The sequence below is a fragment of the Streptomyces sp. NPDC001889 genome (assembly GCF_053594535.1).
The window spans coordinates 153,686-169,803 of record NZ_JBSFER010000021.1 but is presented as its reverse complement, the minus strand read 5'-3'; the positions used below and the strand labels follow the sequence as shown (position 1 = coordinate 169,803).

The window sequence follows — 16,118 nt, the reverse complement described above, 5'->3', positions numbered from 1 at the left end:
GTCAGATTAGCGGTAGCCTGACGCGCTGTCAGCCATCGGGATCGAACGGCGGAGGTGCCCGTGACCGGTCTCAAGGACGCGGCGGCGATAGCCGGGATCGGCCGCACCGCCTTCGCGAAGAGGCTCCCCGAGCCGGAGAAGACCCTGGCCTGCCGGGCCGTCGTCGCCGCTCTCGACGACGCGGGGATCGCCGCGTCGGAGGTCGACGCGTTCGCCTCGTACACCATGGAGGAGACCGACGAGGTCGAGATCGCCAAGGCCATCGGCGCCGGCGATGTCACCTTCTTCTCCCGGGCCGGCTACGGCGGCGGGGGTTCCTGCGCCACCCTCGCCCATCTCGCCGCCGCCATCGCCACCGGACAGGCGAGCGTCGGCGTGGCCTGGCGCTCCCGGAAGCGCGGCAGCGGCCCCCGCCCCTGGCGGAACACCGCCGCCCAGCTCCCCGTACCCGCCCAGTGGACCCGGCCCTTCGGGCTGCTGCGGCCCGCCGACGAGATCGGGATGCTGGCCCGGCGCTATATGCACGAGTACGGCGCCACCCGCGATCACTTCTTCAATGTGGCGCTCGCCTGCCGCAACCGGGCCAACCAGAACCCGGCGGCGATGATGTACGAACGGCCGCTCACCCGGGAGATGTACATGACCTCCCGGTGGATCAGCGAGCCGCTCTGTCTCTTCGACAACTGCCTGGAGACCGATGGCGCGCTCGCCTGTGTGATCGTCTCCGCCGCGCGGGCCCGGGACTGCCGGCAGCGGCCCGTCTACATCCACTCCGTCGCGCAGGGGCTGCCCGCCCAGCACCACGGGATGGTCAACTACTGGAACGACGACCCGCTCACCGGGCCCGCCTGGACCGCCGCCCGGCAGCTCTGGAAGTCCGCCGACTTCGGCCCCGAGGACGTCGATGTCGCCCAGATCTACGACGCGTTCACCCCGCTGATCCCGCTCTCCCTGGAGGGGTACGGCTTCTGCGGGCGCGGCGAGGGCGCGGCGTTCACCGAGGGCGGCGCGCTGGAGATCGGCGGGCGGCTGCCGCTGAACACCTCCGGCGGCGGGCTCAGCGAGGCGTATGTCCACGGCTTCAACCTGATCACCGAGGGGGTCAGCCAACTGCGCGGCACCTCCACCGCGCAGGTACCGTCCGCCGCCACCTGCCTGGTCACGGCGGGCGAGGGCGTACCCACGTCGGCCGTGCTGCTGAGGAGCTGAGATGCCGCTGCTGGAACCGGTACCCGACGACGACGGCGCGCCGTTCTGGGAGTACGCGGCCCGGGGCGAACTGCGCGTCCAGACCTGCCGTCCCTGCGGTGAGCCGCGCTTCCCGCCCCGGCCGTGCTGCCCGCGCTGCCAGTCCTTCGGCACCGCGTGGCGGCTGATGAGCGGCCGGGGCAGGATCTGGTCGTACGTGGTGCCGCACCCGCCGCTGCTGCCCGGGTACGCGGAGCTGGCCCCGTACAACACCGTCCTGGTGGAGCTGGCCGACGCGCCGCGCATCCGGCTCGTGGGCAATGTGGTCTCCGCGCCGGACGCCCCGCTGAACTCGGTCGACCCGGCCCGGCTGCGGATCGGGGCGGCGGTACGGGTCGCGTTCACCGCGCCCGGACCCGGCGGCGGGGTCCGGCTGCCGCGCTGGCAGCTGGAGCGGGCATGAGTCTGCGGGTGGACCTGACGGAGGTCGGGGAGACGGGGGTCGCGGTCGTCGCCCTGGACCGGCCCGAGAAGCTCAACGCGATCGACCTGGAGACGGCGGGGCGGCTGGGCGAGGTGTGGCGGGAGTTCCGCCACGACGACGCGGTACGGGCGGTGGTGCTCACCGGCACCGGGACCCGGGCCTTCTGCACGGGGATCGACCGCGCGGTGGAGGTGCCGCAGCCCGGCTCTCCGTACTCGATCGACGATCCGCTGATCGCGATCGGCCCCAAGGCCAACGACCTCTGGAAGCCGGTGATCGCGGCGGTGGAGGGGATGGCGTGCGGCGGGGCGTTCTATCTGCTGGGGGAGTGCGAGTTCCTGGTGGCCTCGCGGACGGCCACCTTCTTCGACCCGCACACCACCTACGGGATGGTCAGCGCGTACGAGTCGGTGTATCTGGCGCAGCGGATGCCGTACGGGGAGGTGGCGCGGCTGGCGCTGATGGGGACGGCCGAGCGGATGCCCGCGCGGCGGGCGCACGAGGTGGGGCTGGTCTCGGAGCTGGTCGAGCCCGGGGAGGCGCTGGTGGGGGCGGTGCGGGTGGCGAGGGTGGTGGCGGGGTATCCCGCGGGGGCGGTGCAGGGGACGGTGCGGGCGGTCTGGGCGGCGGGGGAGGTCGCCCGGGCCCATGCCTTCGCCCTGGCCCCGCACCTGATCTCGCTGGGCAACCTCCCCCGATCAACCCAGACCACCCTCTTCACCTCCCGCCCCACCACGTGAGCCCTCCCCTCCCTCCCCGCCCACCGGCACACCCGCGTGCTGCGGGCCCGGGTCGGGGGCCGGCCCCCGAACCCCCGCTCCTCAATCGCCGGAGGGGCTCGGGGTGTGCGGCTCCGTCGCCCTGGGTCGTCTCTTTCGGATCGTGCCGGGCTCGCGAGCCCCGGCACCGGACCCCGCTCACCGATCCGGCCCGATCCGAAAGAGACTCCCTAGCTCAGGCGGACCGGGATCGTGCGCCAGCCGTGGGCGATGAACGACGGCACCTGCTCCAGCTCCCCCGCCGGCACAGCCAACCTCACCTCCGGGAAGCGCTCGAACAGCGCGGGCAGCGCCGTCCTCGCCTCCAGCCTCGCCAGCGGCGCCCCCATGCACCGGTGCACCCCCACCCCGAACGCCAGATGATCATCCGCACTGCGCCCCGCGTCGAACCTCCCCGCATCGGGCCCGTAGTGCTCCGGATCGTGCCCCGCCGCCGCGAATGTCGTCAGAATCGCCGCCCCGGCCGGAATCGTCACCCCCTCCACGGTGATGTCCGACACCGCGAACCGCAGCGGCAGGTTCGCGATCGACGGATGCACCCTCAGCACCTCGTCGATCACCGCCTCCCACGACACCTCCCCCCTCCGCACCGCCCCCAGCTGCCCCGGGTCCCGCAGCAGCGCCACCACCGCGTTGCCGATCAGATTCACCGTCGTCTCGAACCCCGCCCCGATCACCAGCAGCAGGGTGTGCACCAGCTCCTCCTCGCCGAGCCGGTCGCCGTCCTCCGCGCGGACCCGGATCAGGTCGCTGGTCATGTCGTCCCCCGGGTTCGCCGTCTTCTCGGCGATGAGCGAGGAGAGCACCGTACCGATCTGCTCCTGCACGAACGCCGCGTGCGCCGGGCTCGGATCGGAGGTGTCGAGGACGGCCGACGCCAGCCGCACCACCCCGGGGCGCAGCTCCTCCGGGACCCCGAACAGCTCGCAGATCACCCGCAGCGGCAGCGGGTGGGCGTACCCGGCCCGCAGATCCACCACCTCCCCGTCGCCCCGGGCCGCCAGCGCGGAGAGCAGTTCGCCGGTGACCGCCCCGACCCGCTCCCGCATCCCCTCCGTGCGGCGCGCGGTGAAGCCGGGCGCGATCAGCTTCCGGAGCCGGGTGTGGTCGGCCCCGTACGCCGAGAGCATGTTCACGACGCCCACCCAGCTCAGAATCCACCCCCACTCGGGGTGCTCGGCGATCTCGGGGAAGAGACTCCAGTGCCGGCGCGGGTCCTTGCTGACCCGGGGGTCCAGGATCAGGTTCTTCAGGATGCCGTGGCCGGTCGGGGCCCAGGCGGGTATCCCGCCGGGGAGTTCGACGGGCACCAGCGGCCCCAGGGCGCGCAGCCGCGCGCACTCCGCCGGGATGTCGATGCCGAAGGGGTCGATGGCCACCGGGGCGGACCCGCTCATCATCGCTCTCCTGACTGGTCGGGCGTGCGGGGGGTGAACCGGACCGGGAACGCCGTCAGGGACCGGTGGAAGGGCCCCGGACGCCAGGTGAGCCGCTCACGGGGCAGCACCGGACTCAGATCGGGCAGCCACTGGGTGAGCCGCTCGATGGCCTCCGTCGCGATCAGGAGCGTGTGCTGCTTCACCGGGCAGGAGTGCGGCCCGGCCGACCACGACAGATGGGAGGCGTCGTTGGTGCGGCGCACCCCGCCGGAGTCCTTCTCCGCGAAGTGGGCCAGCGCGCCGTAGGAGATCACGACCGGCACGGCGGCCTGTATCCACACGCCGTGGAAGCTGACCGCCCTGCGGGCGTAGTGGATGCCGTAGTTGGCGAGCGGCGTCTCGTACCGCAGCACCTCCACCACCGCGTCCATCACGGGACGCGAGCCGCTGGTGAGCGTCGTGTAGTACGCCGGGTTCCCGAGGATGCGGGAGAGGGCGTTGGAGACCAGGTTCGCCGTGGGCTCGTGCCCGGCGCCGAGGGTGAGGAAGACCTGCCAGGTCACCTCCTCGGGGGTGAGTTCGAGCGGGTGGTCGAGGAGCCAGCTCGTGAGGTCGTCGCCGCGCCGGGCCATCTTGGTGGCGATGAGTTCGAGGACGTACCGCCCGTACTCGACCTCGGCCTGGGCCGCGCTCTCGACCCCCTCGATCATCTGCGCCATGGAGTCGGTGAGCCGGTCGCTCTCGCTGTCCGGCAGCCCGAACAGGTTGTTGAAGATCAGCCCCATCAGCGGCCGGCAGAAGTCGGAGACGAGATCGGCGCGCCCCCGGGGACCGAACCGGGAGACCAGGATGTCCACGGCCCGGTGCACCCGCTCGCGCAGATCGTGCGGTTCGACGAGGCTGAAGGCGTCGACGAGGGTGCGCCGGTAGCGGATGTGCGCCTGGCCGTCGGCGAAGAGGGTGTTGGGCCGCCAGCGCATCATCCCGAGGATCGGCGAGTCCTCGGCGACCGCCGCCTCCCAGGGGCGCGGGTCGTGCGACCAGGTCTCGGAGTCGTGCAGCACATCGAGGGCCGCGCGCCGGTCGACGACGACATACGCGAAGATCCCGGGCGCGAGTTCGGCCCAGCCGACGGGCCCCTGGGCCCGCAGCAGCTCGTAGTAGCCGTGGGGGTCGGAGGCGAATCCGTCCTCCCAGAGCCGGACGGGCGCGGCGGGGGTCGGCGCGGGCGCGGGCGGGCTCTTCACGACAGCTCCGCGTCCGGGACCGGAGCCGCGCCCGGGACCGTGTCCGGGACCGGTGCCGGGGCCTGGCTCATCCGGGTGAGCAGATGCTGCACCAGGGAGATCAGCGCGTCGATGGAGGCCCGGGTGTCCCGGGCGTCACAGGCGACCATCGGGGTGCCGGGCTCCAGGTCCAGCGAGGTGCGCAACTGCTCCTCGGTGTACTGGCGCGCGTCGGGGAAGGTGTTGAGGGCGACCGCGTACGGCAGGCCCGCGTCCTCCACCAGACCCAGCACCTCGAAGGAGTCATCGATGCGCCGGGTGTCGACCAGGACCAGCGCGCCGAGGGCCCCGAAGGCGATGTCCGACCAGAGCGAGCGGAACCTCTCCTGCCCGGGGGTGCCGAAGAGATAGAGCACGATCCCCCCGTTGAGGGAGATCCGCCCGAAGTCGATGGCGACGGTCGTGGTGGTCTTGTCCCGCACCCCGGCGAGGTCGTCGACCGCCACGGACGCCTCGGAGAGCTGCTCCTCGGTGTGCAGGGGCCGGATCTCGGACACGGAGTCGATCAGGGTGGTCTTGCCGACCCCGAAGGGGCCTGCGACCAGGATTTTCACCAGTTCGCGGGCGCTGTCCGGCAGGTGCAGGCCGCTAGAGCTTGAGGGCGCGGAGGCCATCGGCGACTCTCTCCAACAGATCAAGGTCGGGCTGGGCCGCGTACGGGATGGGCGGGCGGGCGCCCACCAGGCCCAGGTCGATGAGGTGCGCCGCGAGGACGCGGACGGCGGAGACGGGCAGTTCGAGCACGGCCGCCGTCTCCACCACCGTGAGCGATCCGCCGTCCAGCGTGCCCAGGAGGGTGCGCTGCGCGGCGGGGAGCCCGGCCGGGACCGCGGGTCCGGCCGGGGCGGGTGGTGTGTGCGGGGCGGATGGTGCGGGTGGAGGGGTGTGCCGACGGACCCGGCGTACGTCCGGGCCGGCCGCGGGTGCCGGTAAGGACGACCCGGTTCCGCAGGCGGCTCCGGTGGCCGGCTCTCCCGGGCAGGTCGTCAGATCGGTCAGGACCGAGAGGCGCTCCAGGCTGTTGCGGCTCGGCCGGGTCGTGCCGCCGGTGGAGACATAGGCGGGGACCAGGGGCCGGCCGGCCCGTCGGCCGCTCACAGCGGTGTGTGGCCGCTGGCTCCCCGGGGAGCGGCTGCCATCGCCTTCTCGCCGAGCCGGGCCACTTGGGAGTGGACCCGGTGGGCGAGGAGATCGAGCCGCACCTCGGGGTCGCCGTAGGCGGCCACACAGGTGCCGTGGGTGGTGGGCGCCACCAGGATGTATCCGTGGTCGGATTCGACGACCACCTGCCGCACCTCGGCGCTGTCCTTGTCCGCGAAGGCCGCCGCCGCGGTGCGGCAGGCCCCCTGCACGGTGCTGGTGATCGCCGCGACGCGTTCGGCGGAGGCCTGGGAGAGCCGGTCGGAGTAGCCGGACACAAGGCCGTCCCTGGTCAGCAGGACGGCCGCGCGGACATGGGGAATTTCCAGGATCGGGTCGAGCACCCACGCGGTATCGCCGGTGTCGCGGGAGGTGCGGCTGGTCATCGGGGGTCGTTCCCTTCGGGGTCGGCGGCGTTGCGTGCGGCTGCGGTCCCGGCCTGCAACGCGCCGAGTGCCGCTGCGGCCTCTTCGGGGGAGCGCGTGGGGGGCTGGGGGCGGCTGTGTGCTTCGACGGGGTAGTCGGCGGCCCGGACCCGGCGGCGCCGGCGGGGCAGCAGATCGTCGTCGGGAGCGGGAGCGGGGTCGTGGGTGATGGCGTCGGGGACGGTGGGGGAGGGGGGAGGTCCGACGGGTGTACGGGAGGGGGGCGCGGGGTCGGGTGGGGTGCGGGCGGCCATCGTGGGAGCGGTCGGGGTGCGGGGAGGCACCGCGTGGGCGGTCGGGGGGTGGACGGAGGGCGCGGGAGGGGCCGCGGCGGTCTGCCGCGGCACGGGGCGCTCCGGCTCCGCGGCCGGCCGCGGAGCCGGCCCCGGGTGGCCCGGGTGCCCGGTCGGGCCCGGGAGCTGTGCCGCCGCCGGTACGGGCTCCGCCGGAGCGCTGCCCCGGGTGGAGTGCGGCGCGCTGGCGGCCTGGGGCCGCTCGGCCGGGTCGATATGGCTGAGCAGGTGGTTCTTGACCAGCAGCACCGCCCGCACCCCGCCGTAGGGGGAGGGCGAGGAGAGATCGACCGACAGATCGAACTGGCGGGTGAGCTGGCCGATCGCGGCGAGACCCATCCGGGGCGGGTCGCCCAGTTCGGAGAGGAGGATCGGGTCGCGGCCCGCCACCATCCGCTGGGCGTAGGCCCGTTCGTCGGCGGCCATGCCGACGCCCGCGTCGTCCACGGTGACGGTGACACCGTGGTGGGCGCGCTCCAGGTTCACCGTCACGGTCGTGTCGGACGAGGAGTGCCGCAGGGCGTTGTCGAGCAGTTCGGCGACGATGATCGCGACCGGTTCGACGGCGTGCGAGACGAGGGCGGTGCCGTTCTCCAGGTGGTTGCTGATGTGGACGCGCTGGTAGCCGATGATCCGGGACTGTCCGCCGGTCACCGCGTCGACGAGGTGGGACTCCTCACGGGCGAGTCCCACCCACGCGCCGCACACGACGGCGGCCACCTGGGCGCGGCGCAGGGACTGTTCGTTCTCGTGGTCGAGCGAGTAGAGGGTCTGGGACAGCTCCGGGTCGTCGTAGCGCTGCTGGAGTCCGCGCAGGACGTCCTGGAGCCGGTAGAGCCCGGCCTGGATCTCGCGGGTCGCGCCGCGCATCCCGGCCCGGGCCGCCGCGTCGACCCGCTTGCGCTCCTGGAGCATCGCGGTGGCGACGCCCCGCAGGGCCGCGTGCAGATTCGTGTCGAGATCACTGTCCGCGAGGGTGGGGTCCAGTGGTCCCGGCACCTGCACATGGGGGTGGGCGGCACGGGTGGCGGCGGCCGGGATGCGCTCCTGTGCCAGGTGGAGCACCTCGGCCGCACAGGTCCGTGAGGTGTGCTCGTTCTTCCGCCGGGCGGCGTCCAGTTGGGTGCGCAGGGATTCGATCTCCGTGACCTGCTTCGCCCGTTCCCGGCGCGAACGCAGAAGATGGCTTCCCAAATAGAACGCCGACAGGGTCCCGGTGGCGACGATGGCCAGATCCGGTATCTCGATCATCGAATAGACCTCGGGGATGGCGGTGGTCAGGGTCGTATGGGAAACGGCCCGACCAAGTACACACCGTCATCGAGTGATCGCGGGGGGTTTTGCCGGAAGTAATTCTGACGGCGCCCCGGGGGCCGATCACGCGCGCCCCCCGTGTCCGGGTGGGCGGAAGGGAGCCCCGAGGGCAGAGGTGGCGTGGTGGGGGAGTCGCCCGGGGCCCGTGCGACGACGGAGAACGGCCGCGGCGGCCCCCCTCACCGCCGCCGCGGCCCTACACCATCGGGTGAAGCCCCGATCAGTCCTTCGCTTCCGGTTCCTTCACCCAGGGTCACTGCTCGGCCCCTGGGTTCAGGGTCTGGACCGGACCTTCGGCTCAGATATTCGGTTCGGGTCTTTTATCGGCTGAAGGCTTTTTCAGCCCGGCTGCCGGATCTTCCGCCGTTCGGGGTGACCGGCGTCCGGCCGCACCGGAATTTCGATTCCGGGGATGGTTTCCGGGATTCCGTTCCGGGGATTCCTCCCGGGTCCCGCCGCGCGGTCGCCCGGCGCGGCGCGTCAGGGCTTCGGCGGGGCCGGGGAGTAGTTGTCCTGGGGCTTGCCGGCGCCGCCCTTGAGGAACCTCGGCGGGGCGGGCGAGTAGTTGTCCTTGGTGATGACGGCGTCCTCGGCGAGAGTGCCGTCGGCCGGGGACACATCGGCCGGGAGGCCCGGCGAGTAGGTGTCGTCCTTCGGCTTCGTGTCGCCGTCCGCGAGGAAGTGCGGCCGGGCCGGCGAGTAGTTGTCCTTGGACACGAGGTCCTCGGTGACGCCGGTGGCGCCGGTGACGCCGGTGCCGATCTCGTTGTCGGGCGAGCTGTCGAGCGAGCTGTCGAGCGTGCTGTCGGTTTCGTTCATTTCTGTCCCCCATGGGATTGCTGTCGTGCTGAGCCATGAACAGAAGCGGCCCTCCGCCCGGAGACTCCCCCGAGGGTCGCCGGACGGAAGGCCGGGGAACCTCACCCGCCCCCCGGAGTGGTGGAGTTCCCGCGATCCGTCTGCCCCCCGACGCGACGGATCGACTGCACTGAGCATGTCGGAAGCCCATAAACATTCGATGAACGTCCAGGCAGAGTCCTGTCACAGAGTCCGGGACGGGGCCGGGGAGCGGGCCCGGCGCCGTCCCGTACGGCCCCCTGGGACCCGTGCGGGCCCGCGGCGGGCCCCCGCGGGCCCCTCAGGCGGCGCTGAGCGGGTTGAGCAGCCCCCGTGCCTCCTCCGCCTCCGCCGACCCGAGCTGCTCGTGCAGGGCGAGCGCCTCCCGCCAGCAGACGCGGGCGCGGTCGGCCTGGCCGAGCGCGGAGAGCGCCCGGCCGAGGGTGATGAGGACATTGGCGCGGATGCGGTCGCCGCCGATGCAGCCGATGGCCAGGGCCTGTTCCGCGTGTTGCGCGGCCCGGGCGGGCCGGCGGGCGGCCAGATGCGCCTGGGCGATACGGAACAGGGTCGTCCCCTCCCACAGCCGCTGCCGGTTCGACTCGAAGCCGTCCAGGGCCGCCAGGAGCTGCTGGAGGGCGTCCTGGTGCCTGGCGGCCTCGGTCAGGGCGACTCCGAGCGTGTAGCGGGCGTTGGCGAGCCGCAGGGTGTGCCCGATCCCGTCGAGGATGTCGCGCCCGCGCTCGGCGAGGTCGATGGACTGCTCGGTGTGGCCCATGAAGAGGTGCAGCCGGGAGAGATTGCACAGCGCGCTCGCCTCGCCCGGCCCGTTGCCGTCCGCCCGCGAGTCCTCGATGGCCTGGCGCAGGAACCGTTCGGCGTCCGCGTGGCGGCCCTGGTTGAGGGCGATGATGCCGCGGTCGTTGTTGGCCCAGAAGACGGGCGCCGCGTCGCCCGCCCGGCTCGCCAGCCGGGCCGCCTGCTGGGCCTGCTCGTCGGCCTCCGGATAGCGTCCGGCGACCAGATGGACATTGGTGAGCGTGGTGTGGGCGCGCCCCTGGGCCCGGGCGTCCCCGGCGGCGCGGGCCGCGTCCCGGGCGGTGAGCGCCGCGGTGGCGTACTGCTTGGAGTTGGCCCCCGACTCGGCCAGGTCCTTGGCGGCCCAGAGCAGGTCGACGGCGCGGCGCAGACCGCCGTTGGCGGTGGACTGCTGGGCGCAGGCGAGCAGGCAGTGGGCCTCGGTGTAGAGCCAGTCCAGCGCTTCCTGGCCGTCGGGGAACGCGAGCCCTTCGTGGGCGGTGGGCTCCAGATGGTCCGGCAGGCGGTCGCCGGGCCGTTCGATCGCGTACACCCGGCTCACGGTGGCGAGGTAGAAGTCCAGCAGCCGGGAGAGCGTGGCGCCGGTGTCCTCGGGGCGCTCGTCGCGTTCGGCGCACGCACGCGCGTAGAGCCGGACGAGGTCGTGGTAGCGGTAGCGGCCCGGCGCCGCGGACTCCAGGAGGGAGGTGTCGACGAGCCCCTCCAGCAGATCCTCGGTCTCCTGGAGCGGGAGGTCGAGCGCGGCGGACGCGGCGGCGAGGGAGATGTCGGGGCCGTCGGCGAGGCCCAGCAGCCGGAAGGCGCGGCCCTGGTCGGGCTCCAGCTGGCCGTAGCCGAGTTCGAAGGTGGCCTTCACGGCGAGATCGCCGGCCTGGAGTTCGTCGAGCCGGCGGCGCTCGTCGGCGAGCTTGGCGGCGAGCACGGAGACGGTCCAGGTGCGGCGGGCGGCCAGCCGGGAGGCGGCGATCCGGATCGCCAGCGGCAGGAAGCCGCAGGCGGCGACGACATCGAGGGCCGCCTCGCGCTCGGCCAGGACGCGCTCCTCGCCCACGATCCGGGTGAAGAGCTGGAGGGCTTCCTCGGGGGACATCACATCGAGATCCACCAGGTGCGCCCCGGCGAGGTCGACCATCCGCGCCCGGCTGGTGACCAGGGCGGCACATCCCGAGGTGCCGGGCAGCAGGGGGCGGACCTGGGCGGCGTCCCGGGCGTTGTCGAGCAGGACCAGGACACGGCGTCCGGCGAGCGTGGAGCGGTAGAGCGCGGCCCGCTCGGCCGGTGAGTCGGGGATGGAGGAGTCGGTGACCCCGAGGGCGCGCAGAAACGCGCCGAGCACGGCGGCCGGTTCGGTGGCCCTGCTGCCGGCGCCCTGGAGGTCGACATAGAGCTGGCCGTCGGGGAAGTGCGGGCGGGCCTCGTGGGCGACGTGCACGGCGAGGGTGGTCTTGCCGACGCCGCCGATGCCGGCGAGCGCGGAGACCGCCATCACCGAACCCTCGCTGGTCGCCAGCCGCGCGCCCAGCTCGCGGACGAAGGAGACCCGGCCGGTGAAGTCGGGCACGGTCGCCGGGAGCTGGGCGGGCTGGGCGATCCGGGGCGCGGGGGCGGCCTCCTCGCTGGGCCGGGCCAGCTCCTCGTCGGCGCGGAGGATGCGCTCCTGGAGGCGGGAGAGTTCGGGGCGCGGGTCGACGCCCAGCTCGTCGGCGAGGAGCCGGCGGGTGTCGGCGTAGACGGCGAGCGCCTCGGCCTGGCGCCCGCTGCGGTAGAGCGCCAGCATCAGGAGTTCCCGCAGCCGCTCCCGCAGCGGGTGCGCGGCGGTGAGCGCGGTCAGCTCGGAGACCGCCTCCGCGTGGGCGCCGGTCTCCAGGTCCAGGTCGAGCCGGCTCTCCAGCAGCTGGAGCCGCCACTCCTCCAGCCGCGCCCGCTGGTTCTCGGCGTACGGGCCCGGCACGCTGGCCAGCGCCTCGCCGTCCCACAGCTCCAGCGACTCGTCGAGCCGGGCGCGCGCCTGCCGGCGGTCCCCGGCGGCGCGGCACTTCTCCGCCTCCGCCGCCAGCTCCTGGGCGGCGAAGAGGTCCACGCTCTCCCGCCGGATTCTTATGGCGTATCCGCCGGACTCGCTGACCAGGGCGTTGGCGCCGAGGATCTTGCGCAGCCTGGAGGCGTAGGTGCGGATGGTGGCGAGCGCGTGGGGCGGCGGTTCGTCGCCCCAGATCGCGTCGATCAGCTCGGCCGCGGTCGCGGTGCGGCCGTCGCGGAGCAGCAGCGCGGCGAGCAGCGCGCGTTGCTGGGGGGAACCGGACGGCAAAACCTCCCCCTGGCGCCAGGCGCGCACCGGACCGAGCACGCTGAAGCGCAGGTCAACGCAGACATCACTGGGCGTTGGAACTCGCTGTTCCGGTACGCGTGGCCCGCTGTCACGGTCCATTGCTGCCCCCTGCCCCGAACTGCCGATTCGCACCCGACAGTCTGCCTTGTGCATGGCTGCCCCGTCAGTAACGGGACGCTTCCAGATCGCCCGTCGCGGGGTGGGGGCAGGCTAACCCGCCGTTTCTGTGACGCCTGTGACCTTCCCGGGGGTTCCCCGGTGTCTTTACGTCCGTTGCACACACCCATGTGCGATATGGGTTGATGTGGGGTCTATTCGGGGAGGGGGGAGCGGTCAGGGCCGGTAGATCTCGCCCGGGTTGGCGCGGGCGGGCGCGAGGAGCTGGGAGACCGTGACAAAGGTGTAGTCCCGCTTCTTCAGCTCCTCGATGATGCCGGGAACGGCGGGCACGGTCCCGTCGTAGATGTCGTGCAGCAGGATCACGCCGTCGCGGGAGGCCTGCTTGACGATCCGGTTCCTGATCAGCTCGGAGTCGTTGGTGGAGTAGTCCTTGGCGGTGGCGCTCCACAGGATCTGGGCGAGGCCCAGCTCCTTGCTGACGGCGGTGACATCGTCGTTGATCCGGCCCTGCGGCGGGCGCATCAGGGTGGGCTTCCGCCCCGTGATCTTTGCTATCGCATCCTGGGTGCGGCCCAGTTCCTCGCGTATCCCGTCCCGGTCGAGCTGGTCGAGGCGCCGGTGGGTCCAGGTGTGGTTGGCGACCTCGTGGCCCTCGTCGGAGAGACGTTTCACCACGTCCGGGTACTTCACGATGTGCTTCTTGCCGAGCAGGAAGAAGGTGGCCGGGACCCGCTCCTTCATCAGGGTGTCCAGGAGCTCCGGGGTGTCCTTGCCGGGGCCCGCGTCGAAGGTCAGCGCGATGCACCGCTCCTTCTCGCAGTCGACGGGCTCGGCGGGGTTGACCGTGCGCCCGGAACCCGCGCCCGCGTCGCTACCGGAGCCGGAGCCGGAATCGGAGCCGGTCTCCGCCGCGCCGCCCGCCGCGCCGCCCGCGGCCCCGGCGGAGAGCTTCCGGCCGTCGGCCAGCGCGTCGGAGCGGGCGTCGGCGGGGGCGGTGGTCTCCATGGAACAGGCGCCGAGGGTGAGCGCCAGCGCCGTGACGGCCGTCGCGGCGGTGAGGACCCTGGACCTCCTGCTGGGTGCGGGCATGACGGAATTCCCTTGATCGGGTGCGGTGCGGCTGATGAGATCCCGCCGTGGCCGGTGGCGGATATCGCACTATACACATCGTGTATACCTACTCCCCGGGGCGCCCCTGAAGAGGGTGATTACGGGAAAGGGGTTCATTGGTCCGGGATGTGGATTGGATTCACGTGGCCGGAATCACTCCGTGCGGGCCGCCGTCGGGCTAGCTGACGAGTCGTCAGATCAGGGCTACCGTGAGGACATGGAGACCTTCCCGAAGATCATCTCGGTGGACGACCACACGGTGGAGCCCCCTCATGTCTGGCGGGACCGGCTCCCGTCGAAGTACCGGGACGCGGCCCCCCGGATCGTCCGTGCCCCGCTGAAGGAAATGACCTTCCTGGGCGGGAAGTTCGCCCCGGTGATGGGCGAGAGGGGCGACGACGGCCCGGTCGGCGACTGGTGGGTGTACGAGGATCTGCGCCGCCCGCTGACCCGGCTGGACACCGCCGTGGGGTACGGGCGCGACGAGATCAGGCTGGAGGTCATCACCTATGAGCAGATGCGGCCGGGCTCGTACAGCGTCCCCGACCGGCTCGCGGACATGGACGTCAACCATGTGCAGTCCGCGCTCTGCTTCCCCACCTTCCCGCGCTTCTGCGGCCAGACCTTCACCGAGGCCAGGGACCGCGAGCTGGGGCTGCTCGGGGTCCGCGCCTACAACGACTGGATGGTGGAGGAGTGGTGCGGCCCCGAGGCGGCCGGCCGGCTCATCCCGCTGACCCTCGTCCCGCTGTGGGACGCCGCGCTGGCGGCGGCGGAGGTCCGCAGGAACGCGGCGCGCGGGGTGCGGGCGGTGGCCTTCTCCGAGATACCGCCCTTCCTGGGGCTGCCCTCGATCCACGGGGACGCGTGGGACCCCTTCCTGCGGGCGTGCGACGAGACCGGCACGGTGATCGCCATGCACATCGGCTCCTCCTCGAAAATGCCCTCCACCTCGGCCGACGCACCCCCCGCCGTGGGCTCCACCATCACCTTCGCCAACTGCTGCTTCTCGATGGTGGACTGGCTGATGAGCGGGAAGTTCGAGCGCTTCCCCAACCTCCGGATCATGTACGCGGAGGGGCAGATCGGCTGGATTCCCTACATCCTGGAGCGCGCCGACACGGTCTGGGAGGAGAACCGGGGGTGGGGCGGGGTCGCGGAGAAGGTGCTGCGCCCGCCGTCGGAGCTGTTCGCGGGGCATGTGTACGGGTGCTTCTTCGATGACGCCTTCGGCTTGCGGAATGTGGAGGCGGTGGGGGTGGGGAATGTGTTGTACGAGACGGATTATCCGCATGCGGATTCGACCTGGCCGAGGTCGCGGGAGGTCGGGGAGGAGCAGATGGGGCATCTGGCGCCCGAGGTGGTGGAGCGCATTGTCCGCGGCAACGCGATCGACCTCCTCTCCCTCACCCCGACGGGCCTCTGGCCCGGCCCCTGACCCCTCGGCCCGAACCGGGGCGCCCGCCCGCACCACCCCGGACCGGTGACGCGTCCGGAGGCGCGACGGCCACCCCCCCCATGGGGCCGCGGGCGCGTCCGGCCGCCCCCCTTCCGCCGGAGCGTCCGGACGCCGCCGGGCTGCTCGTGCACGCGCGGCCGGGCGGCCGGGCGGCACCGCGCACATCTCCGGGATGTTCCGCCTCGTTCGCGGGACCGGGCACCTTCTCGCCTCGGGCCGGATCGGCGAGGCGCGGTGCCGGGGCTCACGAGCCCCGGCACCACCCGGAGGGGACGAACCTAGATGATGGGCGGGCGGCCCAGACGGGTCATGCGCCACACCGTGGCCCACCGCATCGGCTTCCGCACCCCGCACGGCTCCCGCACGCCCTCCACGAACCCCCCGCCCCAGGCCTTCAGGCCCTCCCCCGACCGCGTCCGCAGCAGCGTCATCGCCGTCCAGCTCCCCAGATACAGCGGCACCAGCGGCGCCGGCAGATTCCGCTTCGCCAGCCACACCCGGTTGCGCGCGGTCATCCGGTAGTACACCGCGTGCCGGGCCGGGCTCGTCCGCGGGTGCTGGAGCAGCAGCCGCGGCTCGTACAGCACCTTCCACCCGTCGTCCAGCGCCCGCCACGCCAGGTCCGTCTCCTCGTGGGTGAAGAAGAACTCCTCCGGCCACCCGCCGGTCCGCTCCAGCATCCGCATCGACAGCGCGTGCCCGCCCCCGAGGAACGTCGTCACCAGCCCCCCGCGCATCGGGTCCTTCGCCCGCAGCCGGGGCACGTGCCGGCGCTGGGTCTCCCCGGTCTCGTCGGCGATCCGGAAGGACACGATCCCCAGCTCGGGGTCGGCCTGGTACAGATCCGCGATCCGGCGGAACACATCCGTGTCGACGAGCAGCCCGTCGTCGTCCAGGTCCACCAGCACATCCACGTCGCCGAACTCCCGCAGCCGCTCCATGGCCACGTTCCGCCCTCCGGAGACCCCGAGGTTCTCGGCCAGCTCCACCGTCGTCACCCACGGGGGCAGCTCCGGCAGCGGCGCGCCGTTCCCCACGACCACGACCCGGGCGGCGGGCTCGTCCTGCCCGGCCACGGAGTCGAGCAGGGCCCGCAGCTCGGCGGGCCTGTTGCCCATGGTCAGTACGGCCACACCCACACGCGGTCGTGTCACGA

The 16,118-nt window shown here is 72.7% G+C and carries 14 protein-coding genes; 4 read left to right on the top strand and 10 right to left on the bottom strand.

Annotated features, from left to right (window positions below):
• The first annotated feature begins 60 nt into the window (after window positions 1-60).
• From ACWCRA_RS24845 to ACWCRA_RS24835, 3 genes are read left to right on the top strand one after another with little or no spacing between them, the layout of a single operon-like run.
• Window positions 61-1,209, top strand: a complete 1,149-nt coding sequence (locus ACWCRA_RS24845) for a lipid-transfer protein (protein ID WP_451068628.1) — start codon at window positions 61-63, stop codon at window positions 1,207-1,209.
• 1 nt (window position 1,210) lies between these two features.
• The gene (locus ACWCRA_RS24840; protein ID WP_351559883.1) at window positions 1,211-1,651 is read left to right on the top strand and encodes a Zn-ribbon domain-containing OB-fold protein; all 441 of its coding nucleotides are present in this window, start codon (window positions 1,211-1,213) and stop codon (window positions 1,649-1,651) included.
• Entirely contained in the window at window positions 1,648-2,412 is a 765-nt protein-coding gene (locus ACWCRA_RS24835; protein WP_351559885.1) for an enoyl-CoA hydratase/isomerase family protein, read from the top strand. Before ACWCRA_RS24840 ends, ACWCRA_RS24835 begins: the two co-directional genes overlap by 4 nt.
• A 209-nt stretch (window positions 2,413-2,621) precedes the next feature.
• Here ACWCRA_RS24835 and ACWCRA_RS24830 read toward each other — a convergent pair whose 3' ends face one another.
• The 9 genes from ACWCRA_RS24830 to ACWCRA_RS24790 all read right to left on the bottom strand — a co-directional run bounded on the left by ACWCRA_RS24830 (window position 2,622) and on the right by ACWCRA_RS24790 (window position 13,482).
• The gene (locus ACWCRA_RS24830; protein ID WP_351559877.1) at window positions 2,622-3,848 is read right to left on the bottom strand and encodes a cytochrome P450 family protein; all 1,227 of its coding nucleotides are present in this window, start codon (window positions 3,846-3,848) and stop codon (window positions 2,622-2,624) included.
• Window positions 3,848-5,077, bottom strand: a complete 1,230-nt coding sequence (locus ACWCRA_RS24825) for a cytochrome P450 family protein (protein ID WP_351559876.1) — start codon at window positions 5,075-5,077, stop codon at window positions 3,848-3,850. The genes ACWCRA_RS24830 and ACWCRA_RS24825 overlap by 1 nt, the downstream gene beginning before the upstream one ends.
• Window positions 5,074-5,730 (bottom strand): GTP-binding protein, encoded by a 657-nt coding sequence (locus ACWCRA_RS24820; protein WP_351559874.1) that lies wholly within the window; start codon window positions 5,728-5,730, stop codon window positions 5,074-5,076. Before ACWCRA_RS24820 ends, ACWCRA_RS24825 begins: the two co-directional genes overlap by 4 nt.
• The gene (locus ACWCRA_RS24815) at window positions 5,705-6,214 is read right to left on the bottom strand and encodes a DUF742 domain-containing protein (RefSeq protein WP_451068627.1); all 510 of its coding nucleotides are present in this window, start codon (window positions 6,212-6,214) and stop codon (window positions 5,705-5,707) included. The genes ACWCRA_RS24820 and ACWCRA_RS24815 overlap by 26 nt, the downstream gene beginning before the upstream one ends.
• Window positions 6,211-6,642 carry a roadblock/LC7 domain-containing protein gene (locus ACWCRA_RS24810; protein ID WP_351559872.1) on the bottom strand — a complete coding sequence of 144 codons (432 nt, stop codon included), beginning with the start codon at window positions 6,640-6,642 and terminating at the stop codon, window positions 6,211-6,213. The genes ACWCRA_RS24815 and ACWCRA_RS24810 overlap by 4 nt, the downstream gene beginning before the upstream one ends.
• Window positions 6,639-8,225: an ATP-binding protein gene (locus tag ACWCRA_RS24805; protein WP_451068626.1), complete on the bottom strand. Its 1,587-nt coding sequence runs from the start codon at window positions 8,223-8,225 to the stop codon at window positions 6,639-6,641. Before ACWCRA_RS24805 ends, ACWCRA_RS24810 begins: the two co-directional genes overlap by 4 nt.
• A gap of 543 nt (window positions 8,226-8,768) precedes the next feature.
• On the bottom strand, window positions 8,769-9,107 hold the full coding sequence (locus ACWCRA_RS24800; RefSeq protein WP_451068625.1) for a hypothetical protein: 339 nt from the start codon (window positions 9,105-9,107) through the stop codon (window positions 8,769-8,771).
• A 319-nt stretch (window positions 9,108-9,426) separates the two neighbouring features.
• Window positions 9,427-12,372: a BTAD domain-containing putative transcriptional regulator gene (locus ACWCRA_RS24795; RefSeq protein ID WP_451068624.1), complete on the bottom strand. Its 2,946-nt coding sequence runs from the start codon at window positions 12,370-12,372 to the stop codon at window positions 9,427-9,429.
• A 234-nt stretch (window positions 12,373-12,606) separates the two neighbouring features.
• Window positions 12,607-13,482, bottom strand: coding sequence for a polysaccharide deacetylase family protein (locus ACWCRA_RS24790; protein ID WP_351546820.1), 876 nt, complete (start codon window positions 13,480-13,482; stop codon window positions 12,607-12,609).
• A gap of 238 nt (window positions 13,483-13,720) precedes the next feature.
• Between ACWCRA_RS24790 and ACWCRA_RS24785 the strand changes: the two genes are divergently transcribed.
• Window positions 13,721-14,941, top strand: a complete 1,221-nt coding sequence (locus tag ACWCRA_RS24785) for an amidohydrolase family protein (protein ID WP_351546817.1) — start codon at window positions 13,721-13,723, stop codon at window positions 14,939-14,941.
• Between the two features lie 299 nt (window positions 14,942-15,240).
• Here ACWCRA_RS24785 and ACWCRA_RS24780 read toward each other — a convergent pair whose 3' ends face one another.
• Window positions 15,241-16,080, bottom strand: a complete 840-nt coding sequence (locus ACWCRA_RS24780; RefSeq protein ID WP_451068649.1) for a glycosyltransferase family 2 protein — start codon at window positions 16,078-16,080, stop codon at window positions 15,241-15,243.
• Window positions 16,081-16,118 lie beyond the last annotated feature (38 nt).